The organism is Paenibacillus sp. JDR-2 (assembly GCF_000023585.1).
In the GTDB taxonomy this organism is placed as follows: domain Bacteria; phylum Bacillota; class Bacilli; order Paenibacillales; family Paenibacillaceae; genus Pristimantibacillus.
This window is the reverse complement of record NC_012914.1, coordinates 2,077,593-2,093,599: the sequence shown is the minus strand read 5'-3', so window position 1 is coordinate 2,093,599 and position 16,007 is coordinate 2,077,593. Positions and strand designations below refer to the sequence as shown.

Annotated in this window: 10 protein-coding genes; 2 read left to right on the top strand and 8 right to left on the bottom strand. The window is 49.8% G+C overall.

Annotated features, from left to right (window positions below; all coding sequences use genetic code 11):
• The 6 genes from PJDR2_RS09115 to PJDR2_RS09090 form a co-directional block, all read right to left on the bottom strand.
• Positions 1-885 carry a carbohydrate ABC transporter permease gene (locus PJDR2_RS09115; protein ID WP_041613386.1) on the bottom strand — a complete coding sequence of 295 codons (885 nt, stop codon included), beginning with the start codon at positions 883-885 and terminating at the stop codon, positions 1-3.
• A gap of 242 nt (positions 886-1,127) precedes the next feature.
• A complete protein-coding gene (locus tag PJDR2_RS09110; protein WP_015843376.1) occupies positions 1,128-3,260 on the bottom strand; it encodes a discoidin domain-containing protein in 2,133 nt (710 codons plus the stop codon).
• 184 nt (positions 3,261-3,444) lie between these two features.
• Complete coding sequence (locus PJDR2_RS09105; RefSeq protein WP_015843375.1) at positions 3,445-4,911, bottom strand: carbohydrate ABC transporter substrate-binding protein; 1,467 nt, start codon at positions 4,909-4,911, stop codon at positions 3,445-3,447.
• Positions 4,912-5,046: 135 nt separating this feature from the next.
• A complete protein-coding gene (locus tag PJDR2_RS09100; protein WP_015843374.1) occupies positions 5,047-6,606 on the bottom strand; it encodes a response regulator transcription factor in 1,560 nt (519 codons plus the stop codon).
• Positions 6,599-8,374 carry a sensor histidine kinase gene (locus PJDR2_RS09095; protein ID WP_015843373.1) on the bottom strand — a complete coding sequence of 592 codons (1,776 nt, stop codon included), beginning with the start codon at positions 8,372-8,374 and terminating at the stop codon, positions 6,599-6,601. Before PJDR2_RS09095 ends, PJDR2_RS09100 begins: the two co-directional genes overlap by 8 nt.
• 140 nt (positions 8,375-8,514) lie before the next feature.
• Positions 8,515-9,462: an aldo/keto reductase gene (locus PJDR2_RS09090; RefSeq protein ID WP_015843372.1), complete on the bottom strand. Its 948-nt coding sequence runs from the start codon at positions 9,460-9,462 to the stop codon at positions 8,515-8,517.
• A gap of 161 nt (positions 9,463-9,623) precedes the next feature.
• On the opposite strand from PJDR2_RS09090, the gene PJDR2_RS09085 reads away from it, so the two are divergent.
• On the top strand, positions 9,624-10,289 hold the full coding sequence (locus tag PJDR2_RS09085) for a TetR/AcrR family transcriptional regulator (RefSeq protein WP_015843371.1): 666 nt from the start codon (positions 9,624-9,626) through the stop codon (positions 10,287-10,289).
• A 22-nt stretch (positions 10,290-10,311) separates the two neighbouring features.
• Here PJDR2_RS09085 and PJDR2_RS09080 read toward each other — a convergent pair whose 3' ends face one another.
• The gene (locus tag PJDR2_RS09080; protein ID WP_015843370.1) at positions 10,312-11,265 is read right to left on the bottom strand and encodes an AraC family transcriptional regulator; all 954 of its coding nucleotides are present in this window, start codon (positions 11,263-11,265) and stop codon (positions 10,312-10,314) included.
• Positions 11,266-11,412: 147 nt separating this feature from the next.
• Here PJDR2_RS09080 and PJDR2_RS09075 point away from each other — a divergent pair, with 147 nt between their 5' ends.
• A complete protein-coding gene (locus tag PJDR2_RS09075) occupies positions 11,413-14,121 on the top strand; it encodes an MGH1-like glycoside hydrolase domain-containing protein (RefSeq protein ID WP_015843369.1) in 2,709 nt (902 codons plus the stop codon).
• Between the two features lie 52 nt (positions 14,122-14,173).
• Here PJDR2_RS09075 and PJDR2_RS09070 read toward each other — a convergent pair whose 3' ends face one another.
• Positions 14,174-15,979, bottom strand: coding sequence for a sensor histidine kinase (locus tag PJDR2_RS09070; protein WP_015843368.1), 1,806 nt, complete (start codon positions 15,977-15,979; stop codon positions 14,174-14,176).
• Between the last annotated feature and the right edge of the window lie 28 nt (positions 15,980-16,007).

Here is a 16,007-nt window from a genome sequence, read left to right as displayed (position 1 = left end):
TCAATGCGAGCCCCTTTCCGTCAGTTTATTGCTGAGTACGGCCAGAATCATCGAAATGATGAAGATAAAGACGCCAATGGCCATCGCGTAGCCAAAGTTGGAATTCGTAAACGCCTGGGAATACAGATACGTCATTACAACCTCGGAATGCCGGTCCGGTCCGCCGCCCGTCATGACCGAGACGATAATAAAACTGATGCTGAGCACCCCGTTAATGCTAAAAATAATCGTTACCCGGATGATCTCCCACAACATTGGGATCGTTATGCGGAAAAACTGCTGGATTCGAGTGGCTCCGTCCAGCTCCGCCGCTTCGTAGAGATCCGGAGAGATGCTGTCGATCCCCGCCATAAACATGACCATATAGTAACCGGCAGCCTGCCAGATGAGCGTAACCGCAAGCGCCCAAAGCACGGTCTTCTGGTCGCCAAGCCAAGGTTTGGCCCAGCTGTGCAGACCTAGCAAATCCAGCCCCGAATTAACGAAACCCATCGTTGGATGATAGATAAACGACCAGAGAATAGCGATAACAACAAAGGACAAGATGCTTGGGAAGAAAAACACCGTCCGGTAAAAGCCCCGCTCTTTCAGCTTGGATCTGGTTAGAATCGACGCGTTAATAAGAGCGGCGATAATCGTAACAACCGGTACGACCAGCATAAGGAAGCCGGTATTGCGGAGCGACAGGAGAAACGTATCGTCATGAAACATATCCGTGTAGTTCCGAAAGCCGATATATTTAGGCTTGTCGCTTAACCCCGTCCATAAAAACATCGATTTTTGGAAAATTTGAATCGTCGGATATACCTTAAACAAGGTGAACAATAAGAGTCCGGGCAGCAAACAAGCAATGATGAATAAGGTTCTTCTTGTTCTGATGGTCATGGCCTTCATCCCCTCTCCCGCGTGATAGAGTTAATTATAAGTTGACTAAGGGAGAGGGGGATATGAACAAAAGCGACGAAGGTTATAGACGATTTTAAGATGGATATGGGCGTAATATCGTCTAGGTGGATGGGCTGCGTATTCTAATACTCCGCCCTCCCCCACCTCGCCGTTTTGTTATTTGGGGGAGGCCGCGAAAAAAAGCTGTGCGGGGATAAGAATATCCGCGCACAGCTTTTTGACTAAGTGAAGAGGCCGATTTCCGCTAACTGAATCTGGGTGGCGCCGCTGTTGGCGGTGATGTTCAAGCGGTAATACGAATAGGACGTTGTGTTGGTGAACGTATAGGTATTGGTCTGGAAACGGTTGGCGAAGGTTTCGTTCGTCCGCGTATCCAGCGTGGTCCAAGTTGTTCCGTTATTGGAGCCCTGCAATGTCCAGTTTTTCGGATCCCTTGTTGGCACGTCGTTCGCTGAAGTAATCGTGTAGGACTTCACCGCTTGGGAGACGCCGGTGGCGAATTTATACTGAATCCAGCCGGTGCTTGTCGTAATCAGCCATTTCGTTGAGGTGTTCTGGTCAAAGGCTTTTTCCTTCTCCTCGCCCGACGGGCTGCTTGTGGAGCTTGCCGTAACCGTGCCGCCTACCGCAACGGAGGTTGGGCCGGCCGGACCGCCCGTAACAGTTGATTCGAAAACGCCGATATCCGGAGCGGAGCCGTTATACAAAGCGTTGCCGTAAAAATCTTTTGTCCCCAGCTGAGGTACGTTAAAGCCCGCATTAATCAGAGGCGATGTCGTTTGAAGCTTGTAGCCGTCCCATACCGTTGCCCCGCTGGTGAAGCCGTTTGCTCCCAAGGTAGGCGCTTGACCCGGATTAACCATTTGCGGAGGAGAAATGACTTTGGCCGGATCGTTTGGCTCGCCTGCCGCGTGGCTTCCCGTTGTCACATAATAGGCATTATTGCGGAATACCGCTGTGCCGTAACCGGACGGGCTGCTTGCCCAGAAGGAAGAGGACGGCGTTGTTTTATCATAAAACACATTATTATAGAAGTAATACGGCACGCTCTTGAAATACGTCGACGCCAGGTTCGCGTTGGAGTTCGTAAATTTCGTAACGGAACCGTTGTAGATAAACACGTTATTCAGGAAATAGGTGGCCGAGGTATCCACGTCGAACCAGCCAAATTTGATAAGATAAGCCGCGTTATCGTCGCTGATGTTATACCGGGCAATATTGTTGCTGCTCCTGCCCAGGTAGCTCATCCAGCCCATCGGGTTGTTATGGGTATAGTTGAACTGGTAGACGATGTTAATGTTCGGAGAGTCGAAGTCAAAAGCCGTTCCATCGCCGTTGTTCGCGCCCGTTGTTGTTGGACCGCCGTACACTTCGTTGTTCTGGAATACGACATTTTGCGATTTCCACGGATAAATACCCGCGCTTTCCGCATTGTACCGTTTCGACCAGCCGTCCACGACGTTATACTCCACAACCGCATCCTTGGCATCGCAAATATCAATCGCGCCTTGGCCAATATTACGCATGTAGTTATGACCGATATAAATGTTTGTCTGCCACAGGTTATTAGGCCCGATCTCATCCTGAAAAGCGGTTGTTGTCGTATAGTTGAAGTTGGCAATCGCGAGCAGGTCAACCTTCTCGATTGTATTATTCTCGATCCGCACGTCGTTAAAGGTCATGTTAGGCTTCAGCGTGCCTATCACGTAGAACATGATTCCGCCGTTAAACGAAGCGTTTCCGTACTGATTCGGCCAGGCGTTTGGACTATCCACGTCATGCACGTAGTTGTCATGAATATAGATATGATCCATGACCCCATCGCCGCCAGCAGGCACTAGATCCGTATCCAGCACAACAAGGATGCCGTCCCTTATGTTCGAAGGTTTGCTGTTTGCGTATGTCACGGTTGTCAGATCGACGCTAAAGTTATCGTCGTTCGTCACTTCCAGGTTGCTGATCTCCCAATATTCCTGGTTGCGAAGCATAACGGCGCCGGTCGATTGGTATGCCCGGGCTGTTCCGCCGCCGTTAATAATCGGACGGGCCGTACCGCCGTACTTGTCGATCTTGATCGGAGAGCCAACCGTACCGGAGCCCTTCGGCCATAGCTGGCCATTCCAGACGCCTCCCGACTTGAACAAGATCTGGTCGCCCGGCTGGAAGGTGGTTGCATTAACTTTGTCCAACGTTTTCCATGGTGTGCTTGTCGAAGTACCGTTGTTGGAATCGCTGCCGGAAGCCGAATCGACGTAATACGTCGTATTCGCTGCGCTTACCGTAGCTGGCACGATAGTTAGAAGGACGGAACACAGTAACAGGAACGCCAGCAAAGCTGAGGTTTGTTTTTTCATTTCCGTTTCATACCTCCTACAAAGAATTGTCACATAAACAACCTGGACCAAGCTCTCTTAAACGCACCATCCCCTCTGCAATAGATTTGTCATTCCAAGCTTACTGCGCAAGTATGCTCTAATCATAAAACCTGCCGACTTGCATCAAGCACGGCAGGTTTTACGAGAATCGCTTATTTGGAATTTACTGCGATCCGGCGGCTTCCAGCTCCTTTTTAATCGCGGTATATACTTTGTACAGCTTCTCGCTGTATTGATCCAAGGTCATCTGCTTGCTCATGATCGAGGAGATGGGTTTATACACTTCATCGCTAGGATTATACTTGCTGCCTTTGGCAACCGGCTTGAAGGTGCCGTTAACCGCAACCATGCCGTCATCGGCTGCTTTGTAGACGTTGTAGGTGGTCTCCGAGATGTATTCCTTCACCAGATCCGGCGCGCCTTTTACCGCCATGACCGCCTTGGCTTTTTCGCCGTTCAGCTTGATCGCTTTTTCCGTATAAATGTACTTCAGGAACTCCTTCGCGAGCTCGGGGTTTTTCGCTTTGGCCGGAATAACCATCGTCTCTACGCTTGTCAGCGCGGACACCTGTTTATCTGCCGTGAACGCCGGTACGCCAAGATAACCAAACTTGAAGCCGTCTTCGCGCGGGGCATCCTTCATCTCGTCCTCAAACCAGGTACCGTTCGGGATAAACATTGCTTTGCCTTGCAGGAACGCCGTTTGCGATTGGGTATGGTTCAGCGCAACAGTACCTGACATCAGGGCATTGTCTTCTTTAGCGATTTTATCGAGAAGACCCCATACCTGCTTAAACGTATCGCTCTTCCAGAATTCCGGATCATAATCGAAAAATTGCTTAAGCGCATCCTGACCGCCCGCAGCATAGATCGCCGGAACAATCATTTCCTCCAGATAACCCGGATAGATGCCTTGGTAGGTCATTAATGCGCGTCCGTTTTCTTTCGCTGCAGCGTTAGCCGCAAAGAAGTCATCCCAGGTTTTTGGCGGAGTAATTCCCTTGGCATCAAACAATGCTTTGTTGTACCAGAGACCCATTACGCCAAAGTTGTACGGGGCGAGATAGACTTTGCCGTCGTCATAAGGCGAGCTTGCGCGGGAGCCGAGTACGCCGTCCAGAATTTTATCCTTAAGCGGAGTCCCGTCAAGAGCAGGACCGTTAAATACGTCCGTCAGATCAAGCAGAGCTTTATCCTTAATGAGGCCGTCTACAAGCGGCGTGTTATCGCTGCCTGCAATGTACATGAAATCAGGCGGGTTGCCTGCCACGATTTTCGGCCGGATCATTTCGGCTATTTTGGGGCTGGCCGTGATGTTGATTTTGGTACCCGGATAATCCTGCATGAACGCTTCCGCCACACTGTCCCAGAACTCCCGGCCATAGCCGCCTTGGAACACCGCAACATCAAGCTCCGGATTATCGAAGGTCTTCGTCTCTGGCGAAGCGCTTTCGGAAGGCGCCGCGGATGGAGACTCGGATTCTGCCGCCGCGGAAGCAGTCGGGGATGGGGATGGGGAATTGCTGGAATTCGAATTCGGGTTCGAGTTGTTGCCGGAACCGCAGCCGGCTAATACCGCGGACAGCAATACAATAACGGAAGTTAACGTATACCACTTCTTGTGCTTCATCACGTTGCATGACCCCTTTCGATTTGTGATGAGCCTAATTATAAGGACGTTGACGAAGTTGCCATATAAACAAAAGAACGGATGATGATGGATAATTTTAGCGCCTTTTGCGTCGTGACCTATACGATTTTAAGATCAGCCTTTAACATTCTTGGGAGCTACCCCATAACGCTTGCGAAACAGCCGATTGAAATAAAACGGATCCGGGATGCCTACCTCAATCGCAACCTGCTTGACCAAATAGTTGCCCGATGCCAGCATCTCATGGGCTTTATTCAGGCGAATCTCGTTTAACCGGGTCAGGATACTGCTGCCCGTTTCCGTCTTGAACACCTGGCATAGATACGGCTCGGACAAGCCGACATGCGCGGCTACATCCGAGATCGCTACCCGCTCCGCGTAATGCTCCTCGAGATACGAAAGCGCCTGCTTGATCTCCCCGCGGATCGCCGCGGCTGCGGGAATGCGTCCGATAACATCATAGAGCTGATCGGATGAATCTTTAATAAGAAGCAGCAGGCCGGAATCCGACTCCGCCGCTTCCATCTTTTCAATCCAGACCTGTTCATTCCATGGCTGGCCGTTCCGGACAGGCGTGGTATTCGATAAGCCCCAAATACTGCCGCTTAAGATCCTTTTTAACGTCCTGGGCGGAACCCGATGTGCCGCAGCCGATTCAACCAGGAGAAACGAGCTTTCCACCCATAGCTCCACGGCGCTTCCCCCGGATTTCCTCAAGCTCTCCCGCAGTCTTGCTTCCGATTGATGGAATCCCTCTTGGTTAATGGATTGCCGGGGCAAGCTGGAACAGCAGCCTTCCGTGTATCGGGTATAAAAACGCAGCTCATCGGCTTCCTTATTTAACCTCAGCTGCAGAAGCAATTCCTCAAACGAAGTGGCCGCTTGGCCAAAAAAGACATTGACATGCAGACCGTAATACATCTCTGCGAGCTTGACCAGACGGTGCGCAACCTCTTCCGGCTCCGCCGGATTAAGGCTGCGGGGAACCGTAATAATAAGGGAATATCGCCCTGCCCCTGCAGGAATAACAAATCCATGCTGTTTCCCAGGAAATAATCCATCAGCCAGCTTGTCTAAAATATCCGCGATATCCGACTGCTCCTCCTCTTCCTGCGCATACACGGCAAACGAATAACAGCAGGCACCGTTTAATCCGGTTACTCCTTTGTGCTCCTCGCCTGTTAGACGATTAAAGGCTATGCTTTCTCCATGCTCGGCTCTATTTAGCAGCTGATAGAGGCTTGTCCGCTCACCGCCTGCAGCGTTCTTCACCAATCCTTGCGGAGCCAGCTGATGTCCTCTGGCATCAAGCTTTGCCGCCATCTCGTCCAGGGCCGCCATAAAGGCCTCTGACTTCAAGGTCAGCTTCAGCATATAATCATGAGCGCCGCATTTAAGCGCTTCGCGCACCAATTCGAAGTCGTTGTAATTGCTGAGAACCAGCACCTCTCCCCGAAAATCGCCGGCCACCAGCTTTTTGATCAGCTCGAGTCCGTCCATCTCCGGCATCTTGATATCCGTAATGATGATTTCCGCACCAGTCCGGGCTGCCAGCTCGAGTGCGGCTATGCCATTCGCGGCAGAACCCGCAAATTCGAATCTGTCCCACTTAATCAAAGTTTTCACCGCATGCCGCACGATCATCTCATCATCCACAATAATGACTTTATACATCGATTTGACCCTCTTTCATCAGGATTGGCAGCCGGATTAACGTTTCCGTTCCGACATTCAGCTCGCTTTTGATTTCAATCCCATACTGCCGGCCGACATGCAGACGGATCCTTTCATCCACATTAGACATTCCGATTCCGGACAGCTTCTCATGGGACTGCTTGCGCTCCTGTACTTCCGCCATATCAAACCCTTTGCCGTCATCCGCGATAGTAAGCTGCAGAATGCCTTCTACGATTTCTCCTTCCACCCGGATATGCACTCTCCGGCCTTCGCTGCTTCCCGCATGGATAATCGAATTCTCTACAATTGGCTGGAGAATAAATCTTGGAACCAGGCAGCGGTACAGCAGCTCATCACTCATGCTGCATTCCAACTTGAAGGAATCGCCGTACCGGATCCGCTGAATAACGGCATAATGGAGCAAATTGTCGATCTCCTTTTCAAGCGGAATCATCTCCTCCTTAACCAGAATCGTGTTGCGCAGCAGCTCGGATAAGGAGCCGATGCCTTGTTCCACCACTTCATTCCCGCTCATCATGGCGCTCCACTTCAGCGAGTTCAAGGTATTAAACAGGAAATGCGGATTAATCTGCGCCTGAAGCATCTTCAGCTCCGCTTCGCGCTTGGCCTGCTGCTCCTCCTCAACCTGATAGATCAGCAGCTTAAGCCGGGCAACCATCTGGTCAATCGTCTCGGATAATCTGCCCATTTCATCCGGATGCGTTCTCGACAGTCTGGTTTCGAGCCGGCCAAGCTTAATTTGCTTCGCGTATTGGAGCAAATCGCGCATCGGCTTGTTTATGCTCCTGTAAATCCACATGGCCAGCGCTCCGGCCAATAAGACGATAAGCAAGCAGATGTAAATGAGATTTTTGCGGATGGCATCCAATTCGGAAATGATATACGTATGCGGAACCAGTCCGATCATATACCAGTCCGCTGACCGGATATAAGCGCTGCCCACCAGCACCCGTTCGCCATCTGCTTCCGTGTAGAAGGTTGTATTTGGCTTCTGTGCGTTCATTTTTTTAAACACGGCATCCTGATTATAGACTTGTCCATGCGCAATGGAGGGAGAGACGGAGGATACAACCACTCCCCGGCTGTTCGCAATGTAAATCCGGCCTCCTTTGCCGAGATCCACATGCTCAAACGTATTGCGTGAGAACACCTTCTCGTCAATAACGATAATTAGATATCCGAGTCTTACGTTCAGATCCTCCTCGGAATATATAATGCGGCTGAGGGCGATTTTGTCGGATCCGCGGTTAGACCTGAGATACGTCCACTTGATATTGCCGGGAGCAGTCGCAAGGTCTTGCAGAGCGCTGACAATCTGATTATTCGGGTACCACTCAAAGCCCAAATCAAAGAATGCCTCCCCGCCATTCGTTAACAAAACGACGTTAGAGATATTGCTCAGCCGGAAGACCTGCTCCCCCAGCTCATCCTTCAGGTTGGTCTGCAGCTCGTATTTCTCGTAATCGTTCATGTGGCTTACGTTCTTGAATCCGTCCTGAATCAGATTGTTAATAATAATAGATTCGCTAAGCGTCTCGTATTGCGCCAATTCGCGGGTTGCATTGATGGCCGACTCCGACAGCACCTGAAGGGTCGAAGCACTCAGCTTCTCGGAGATCGAGGCTTCGTATCTCATGTTGGAATAAAAGGCAACGGCGAATACGGGCAGAAGCGAGGTAATGAGGAAAGCGATTAGGAGCCTATGCTTAATGGATAACTTGCGAAGAAAGGTGGATTCCTGCATCGTTTGACCTAGCTCCCCTCGATTTTCGCGTTAAAAAAAACCACGCATCAAGGAAGTACTTAAACTTCGCTGATGACGTGGTTTCTGCGTTATTCTTTCTTTATATTAATGGAATCCGTCAAAAAACAAAACTACGATTATTATTCCATCCCCGGATAACGCCCGCCGAAGGCTTTTGGACTAACCGCATCAATACTGGCTAGATCCTCGGAAGAAAGCTTAATATTTATGGCACCCGCATTTTCCTCCAGATAGGTTCTGCGTTTTGTTCCCGGAATCGGCAGTGCGCCTTTTGCGATTGTCCAAGCAAGAGCCAGCTGCGCGACCGAGCAGTTTTTCTCTTTGGCGATTTCCGCAAGCTTGTCGACGACGTCAACATTCTTTTGGAAGTTCTCCCCTTGAAACCGGGGCAGGATTTGACGCATGTCATCGGCTTTGAAATCCTCGAACTTGCGAAGCTCCCCCGTGATGAAGCCCCTGCTTAGAGGACTGTAAGCAACAAAGGTAATTCCCAGTTCTTTTACGACGGGGAGAATTTCCGCTTCAACATCCCGGCTCCAAAGGGAGTATTCGGTTTGCAAAGCAGAGATCGGATGTACCGCATGGGCTCGGCGAATGTTGGATGCATCTGCTTCGGAGAGGCCAAGGTAACGTACCTTCCCTGCTTTAACCAGGTCTGCCATTGCGCCAACCGTCTCTTCAATCGGGACTTTAGGATCGACGCGATGCTGATAATACAAATCGATATAATCAAGGCCGGTACGCCGCAAGCTCTCGTCAATGGCTTTCTTGACATAGTCCGGATGTCCGCCAATGAATTCCCAGTTCGGGCCAAACGTAAATTTGGTTGCGACTACAGCCTGCTCCCGTTTGCCATTTAACGCTTTCCCCAAAAGCTCCTCGTTATGTCCATTGCCGTAAGTGTCCGCCGTATCCAGCAGTGTAATCCCAAGCTCCAGAGCCCGATGAACGGTTTTTATGGACTCCTCGTCATCTATCGTGCCGTAAATGCCCGGAGACATCCCCATCATCCCTAATCCAATTGAAGAAACAACAAGTTCGCTATTGCCAAGCTTTTGTGTTTTCATCCCGTTTACCCTCTCTTCCTTCAATTCGCTTCGTAGTAATCTTAGCACAACAAACTTACATGGTAAACAAAATATATAAAAAGTGTCTATTTTATTCATTATGTATCAAGTTTATATACGAAATCGCGATTCCGGTTATAATGAAAAAAGGGGGTAATGATTTGAACAGGAATGAAACGGATAAAAAGCATGAAGCACGATCGAAGCTTATTGTGAAGCTGATCCCTTATCTGCGCAAAAACGGATTGCAATCCGTTCGGATGGATGAGATTGCGAGAGTAATGGAGGTCAGCAGAGCGACTTTATATAAGTATTTCTCAACGAAAGAAGAGATCATCGGATTTATTATTGAAGGCTTTATCGGGTACATTAATGAACTGACTATACAGCCGCTTGATTCCGAGCAGAGCTTCAGCACAAGGTTCCAGCTTATATTCGAGCAGACCGTCTCGCTTAACGAATATTTCACGGAAATCTTCCTGAAGGAGCTCGAGACCAGTTACCCGGAATGGCATGACAAACTTGATGAAGCCATGAAGCAGAGGGAACGGCTGATATTAGCTTTCTATGAAGAAGGCGTTCGGAAGGGGATTTTTAATAACGTCAACGGGAAGCTGCTGATCAAGCAGGATGAGATATTAAGAGGAATGTTTAACGTTAAATATCTTATGACGAATCAATTAACCGTTGAGCAGGTCTTGCAAGATTATTATCAGCTGAAGAAAATCCAGTTGTTTAAACCCGATAAGCTCTCAGCCGTTGATGATGCCAGCATGATGCCAAGAATTGAGCATTTGACCCATAAAATTACGAAGCACCTTTTCTGATCGATAAGGGATGGGACCGCCGTTATAGCGGAACCATCCTTTTTTGCTCTCCGCTTTCCCATTGCATAAGCGAATACTCCCCTATCGACCCGTTATCCCGTCGATGACGGCCTGCAAACTGCTTCGGCGAGCAGCCGAAATGCCTCTTAAACAGCTGATAAAATTGAGCGGGGCTTTCAAATCCCACTCTGCCGCTGATTTCCGTTACCGACCAAGTCTCCGTAAGCAGGAGCTGCGCGGCCCGCTTCATTCTTCGCATTTGCACGTAAGACGTAAACGTCATTCCCATTCCTCTCTTGAACAGCTTGGCAAAATAACCGCCGTTGTAATTCAACTCCCTGCCGATATCGGCGATCAGGCAAGACGACTCCAGCTGCTGCTCAATAAGAGCTAAAGCAGGACGCAGTTTTTCCGCCAGCTGCGGGTCCATTGGCGCGATAACCTTCCTATCATCGATTTGAATGAGCCTATACAAAAGCATTTTGAAGCTGGCGTTGACGGCAAGCTCGTAACCTCTTTGCCTGACGGTAATATCCCGGTGCATCCTATTGAGCAACTCATAGACTTGTCCCTTAGACCCGGATTTGCGTAAAGGCTCGTTCAGCATCGTCAGATTGGCCGATTTGCCGGTAAAAGCCGCGTAATACGTAAGCAGAGAAGGGTCCATAAAAGCGGTCATATCAACGTGGCACACGATGTACACCAGTTCGAAATGTCCGTATTTACGGGAACGATGAAGCTCATTTGAGCCTAGCAGCATCACATCGCCGCTCTGCAGCGGGTAATGATGATTCGTAGTTTCAATGGTCATCGCGCCCTTCAGAACAGCAATCCACTCGACTTCCTCATGATAGTGCCATGGACCGTACTCCTCGGAAACTTGACTTTGATGATTGATCGTCCATATTTTCATGCGAAAATTGGGATCTTGGTAATCGACCTGTTCCCTGTCGTAAGCACTGAAACTCACCGTCATTTTCGCGCCTCCACATTGGCTATTATGCCTTTATCGTATCATGAATGTCCGTTTTCAAGACAAAAGGATCGGCTATCAAGAGGCTTTTTCAAGCACCTTGCCTTTACAATGAAGAGAAAATGCCACAAGCCGAAGGAGTCGTCCGACATGAATGATTACCAGCGTCTTTCCAATAATCACGACTTGAACCTACCTTCCTGGGGACCTTATGCCAAGCAATATATCGGCATCTCCCATATTAACGATCCGTCGAAAGGCGTTCGATTTGATTTAAGCTTAATGCCGGGATTCTATCGAAGAAAAATAGATATTCCTAATGTCTTATGGGAATCCGGCTACCATCCTTGGGAGTCTTCGCCGGATTTCAGCCACTTCTCCCACCGCCATGAGCTGGAATGGAAGGATCGGGTCTACGCGGATATATCGTTCAGCAGAATCGATGAGCAGAGCCGGCTTATCCGCGTTAACTTCGCTAACCAAACGGAGCATCCGCAAAATCTAGTGCTGCACGCGATGGCTTCGCTCCAGCCTCCCCGGCTGCCAGGACACGGAGCAGTCCAAATCTTCTCGGAAGCACAGCTTCCTGATGGAGCAAAGTGGGTAGATGCGCTGGAGTACAAGGAATTGATCTTTGCCAAGCCGCGGCCCGCAAACGGTCTGGTATACGATGGATTGGCGCGCGGAGAAATTCGCGGACAGCACTTTACGGGAGGATCGGCTATCGGCAGCCCGTTCGGTACGGATGCCGGAGATCTGCTCCGCTACGAGATAAACATTGAGTCCTCCCTGAAGAACGCCATGTTCCTGTTGCGCGGTCAAGCTGTACGGGGCGCGGAGCTTGAGCTTCGGCTCGGGGAGCAGGACTACCGGCTTCATCTTGAACCATCCGGCAGCTTAACGTTGTCGGAACTGCCTATTGGGAGCCTGCCTGCAGGCAAGCTTTCTGTCAGCCTTCGCACGCGAAACGCAAGCCCGCTTGTGCTTGACGGCTTTATGCTTGTCGAGCAGCATACCTCCAGAGAGGTTGCGTTTACGGATCAGCCTTGGCGCACGGAACCGGAGCTGCTGGAAGGTCCCGTTCCCGGCAGTCTTATTCTTCACTATCCGGATAGTTCCTGTTATTACGGCTTGTTGTGGAATTATCCCGATGCGGAGATCAGGCAGTTCAGAAGCGATGAGCTTGATCGATTCGCACGCCATACGGTGCACGATCATGTGAATGCTATTTTGCAAGGCAACGGAAAAGGACATTTTACGAATGTATTTATGCGTCCTATTCCCGTAAATCCGGCTTCCTCCCTTGTTCTTCACGGCATGGTGTGCTGCGGGACTTTGGAAGAAGTGCATATCCGTCTGGCCAGCTTTTCATTGGATGCCAAGAGCTGCGAGTCTATCTATCGGGCGGAGCGCAAGAAGCTGGAGATTGCTCCCGCTTATCCTTCAGGCGACCGGTATTCCTTCAGCCAGCAGCTCATGCGGGCGACTTTGCTGACAAATACGGTGTTCCCGGTCTACACCAAGCGCAAATTCATTCGTCACAACACCCCGGGGAGATGGTGGGATTCCCTGTACACCTGGGATTCCGGGTTTATCGGACTGGGCTTTGCAGACCTTGATGTCAGCCGGGCGATTGATTGCTTAAATGCTTATATGACGGAGCCCGGAGACCCCGAAGCAGCCTTTATTCATCACGGCAGCCCGGTGCCCGTGCAGCATTATCTGTTTCACGAACTGTGGAACGGCAAGCAGTCTCCAGAGTTCCTAGACTATTTCTACCCAAGATTACGGCAATACTACCTATTCCTCGCAGGCAAAATTAACGGTTCAACAACGGGCGTATTTCAAACCGGTCTGCTTCAAACCTGGGATTATTTCTATAACTCGGGGGGATGGGACGACTACCCGCCTCAGAAATACGTGCATGAGCAAAAATTAGAACATAAAACGGCTCCCGTCATTACAACGAGTCAGGCCATTCGAATCGCCAAAATCCTCATAATGGCGGCGGCAACATCCGATAATTGGAAAATGGATATCCATATCCAGGAATACGACAAGGACATCCGGCGATGGAGCGATGCCCTCGACACTTATGCCTGGGATGAGAAAACCGGTTATTACGGCTACGTGCTGCATAACGAAAAAGGAGAATACGAAGATCTTCTGCATCACGGCTCCGGAGCGAATTACAATAGGGGGATGGATGGCCTTTACCCGCTCCTGGCAGGGATTTGCAAGAAAGACCGTGCCCAGCGTCTTATTGACGCCTTATTTGACGAACAACGTTTCTGGACGCCAATCGGCTTATCCACCGTCGATCAAAGCGCCCCGTATTATCGCGCGGACGGTTACTGGAACGGTGCGGTCTGGATGTCCCATCAGTGGTTTTTCTGGAAAACGATGTTTGATTACGGTTACCCGGACCTCGCTTGCCGTATTGCAAGCACGGCGTTGGAATTATGGAAACGCGAGACCGAAGCTACTTACAACTGTTACGAGCATTTTATCGTTCAGTCGGGACGCGGCGCAGGCTGGCATCACTTCGGCGGGTTATCGTCACCTGTCATCAATTGGTTTGCCGCCTATTATCAGCTGGGCAAGGTTACGACAGGCTTAAACGTCTGGATTCTGCATCAACACATGAAGGATGACTATACGGAATACAGAGCTGAGTTTCATTACGCCGGGGAATCCGATCAGCCTTTTCATATAAGAGTCAATCTGGCTGAAGGATTGCCATACGCGGTTACCGGCACCGGATGCGAAGTATTATGCACAAGCCATCCCAGCGGAGGCGTGGAGCTTATGGTCATCAACTGCCTGACGCAAGCGTCAATCCTAATACAACCCGCTTAGACGGATGTGAAAGCCTGAATGCGCGATGCATTCAGGCTTTCACATCTGCTGGCTATTTCAGCGCCGGAATTTTGACGGTTACGGTCGTTCCGTATCCCGCCCTGCTTTCTATAGTGATTCCGTAGCTCTCCCCGAACAGGAGCCGAAGCCTGTTATGAATATTGGTTAATCCTATGCTTTGGGACGGTTGGCCGTCTTGCGCGCGTTCCGGATAGTCCGCGGCCAGCTTAGCCTGGAGAGCGGCCAGCTCCTCCGGTTCCATTCCTTTTCCGGTATCCCTAATACAGAAGTACACATCCCCCTGCTCATCCATGCTCCCGGTAACCTCGAGCTGTCCTCCTTGATCCATCCGCTCGAGCCCGTGATAGACGGAATTTTCCACAATAGGCTGGAGAATCATCTTGGGGGTTCTCATCCGAAGCAGCCCCTCTTCGATATCCATCTTCATGGCGAATTTATTATCGTAACGAATAGTGATAATTTTTATATAGGCCTGAATACAGTCCGCTTCTTCCTTGATCTGCACAAGCTCATCTTGCTTGATGCTGTAACGGAAAATTTTAGACATGCTTGACGTCATTTGCGCGATTTCCCTGCTTCCGTATTCCAATCCGATGCTGCTGATGCAATTCAGCGTATTATACAGGAAATGCGGGTTGATCTGGCTCTGCAGGGCGGAAAACTCCGCTTGCTTCTGGCTGAGCTCGGATTTGTACAATCTGGCTTGGGTATTGAACATATCCCTAGTCATTTCCTCCATCTCATCCATCATCCGATTGATGTCGCGGGCCAGCGAGCCTACTTCATTGGTAGAGCGGACTTTGATCCGGAAGCCTCTGTCCCTCCTACCTACCCTTTTCATATCCATAACAAGCCCCATCACCGGATTCATCAGGCTATTCATGAAGAAAATGCCCATCATAATCAGAATAAGGATAATTCCGATCCCCACGATTATGCTGACCTTTCTCATGGGGTTCATGTCCGCTGTCAGTTCATGAACCGGAATCATACTCACAATCCGCCACCCGTCCGCCTGCTCCAAGCCTTTGACCTGAACGAGAATATCTTCCCCGTCGATGGTTGTTTTCACGCCGTCACGCAGGTTGTCCTTATCCATAGACAGCAAATCCTTGAACAAAGAGCCTCGTGCCTTGGCATTCGTGGACGCAATAACCTCTTCCTGGCTATCCAGAATGTACAAAGTGGAGTGCGGCGTCAATTCCGTATTTTCCACAAGCCCCTGCAGCTTGTCCATATTAACCATTACGGTGAAGTAACCCGTTATTTGGGAGAAATAGATTCCCCCTATAGATTCCACAATCGGCGCGATATAAAAAAACTGTTCCGATTCCATGCTATCGTCTTTTAAGGTTGTGGTGAACATCCCCTTTTCCCGAAGCGAGGGATCTTTTTTATAAGCTTGGATAAAGCTTGCATAGCGATGGAGAAAGAAAATATCGCCGCCCGAGGAATCCAGACTGTAAAGCTGCTTCCCCCGAACGTCATCAATCACGATTCCGCTCACATACGAATTAAAGGATCTCATATAATCCATGAGATCCAGTGCGTAATTACCGCTATCAAACGCTCTTTTGTAATCATCATCCACTACGGCATATTCCTGAATCAATTTACTGTTGACCGCAATGCCGGTGCTGACCCGGATATCATTAAACACGGTATCAATCTTGCTTCGCGTCTGCTCAATCATTTGATTGCCGAAATTGGCGGCCCTGCTCTGGGTCAGATGAGAGAAGCTATAGAAGAAATAAAGCACCATGACCGTAAATATAACGATAGCGAAAAAAAAGATAAGCCATATCTGATGCTTCAATTTCAGTCTACTGGTCTTCATGGCCTGCCGCTCCGTTCTCCGTTCATCG

Bases quoted from the DNA above. Each gene is read 5' to 3' on its own strand.
- PJDR2_RS09100 (WP_015843374.1), bottom strand. From the start codon at position 6,606: ATGTATAAAGTCATTATTGTGGATGATGAGATGATCGTGCGGCATGCG.
- PJDR2_RS09110 (WP_015843376.1), bottom strand. From the start codon at position 3,260: ATGAAAAAACAAACCTCAGCTTTGCTGGCGTTCCTGTTACTGTGTTCC.
- PJDR2_RS09090 (WP_015843372.1), bottom strand. From the start codon at position 9,462: ATGAAAACACAAAAGCTTGGCAATAGCGAACTTGTTGTTTCTTCAATT.
- PJDR2_RS09095 (WP_015843373.1), bottom strand. From the start codon at position 8,374: ATGCAGGAATCCACCTTTCTTCGCAAGTTATCCATTAAGCATAGGCTC.
- PJDR2_RS09105 (WP_015843375.1), bottom strand. From the start codon at position 4,911: ATGAAGCACAAGAAGTGGTATACGTTAACTTCCGTTATTGTATTGCTG.
- PJDR2_RS09070 (WP_015843368.1), bottom strand. From the start codon at position 15,979: ATGAAGACCAGTAGACTGAAATTGAAGCATCAGATATGGCTTATCTTT.
- PJDR2_RS09080 (WP_015843370.1), bottom strand. From the start codon at position 11,265: ATGACGGTGAGTTTCAGTGCTTACGACAGGGAACAGGTCGATTACCAA.
- PJDR2_RS09115 (WP_041613386.1), bottom strand. From the start codon at position 885: ATGACCATCAGAACAAGAAGAACCTTATTCATCATTGCTTGTTTGCTG.
- PJDR2_RS09075 (WP_015843369.1), top strand. From the start codon at position 11,413: ATGAATGATTACCAGCGTCTTTCCAATAATCACGACTTGAACCTACCT.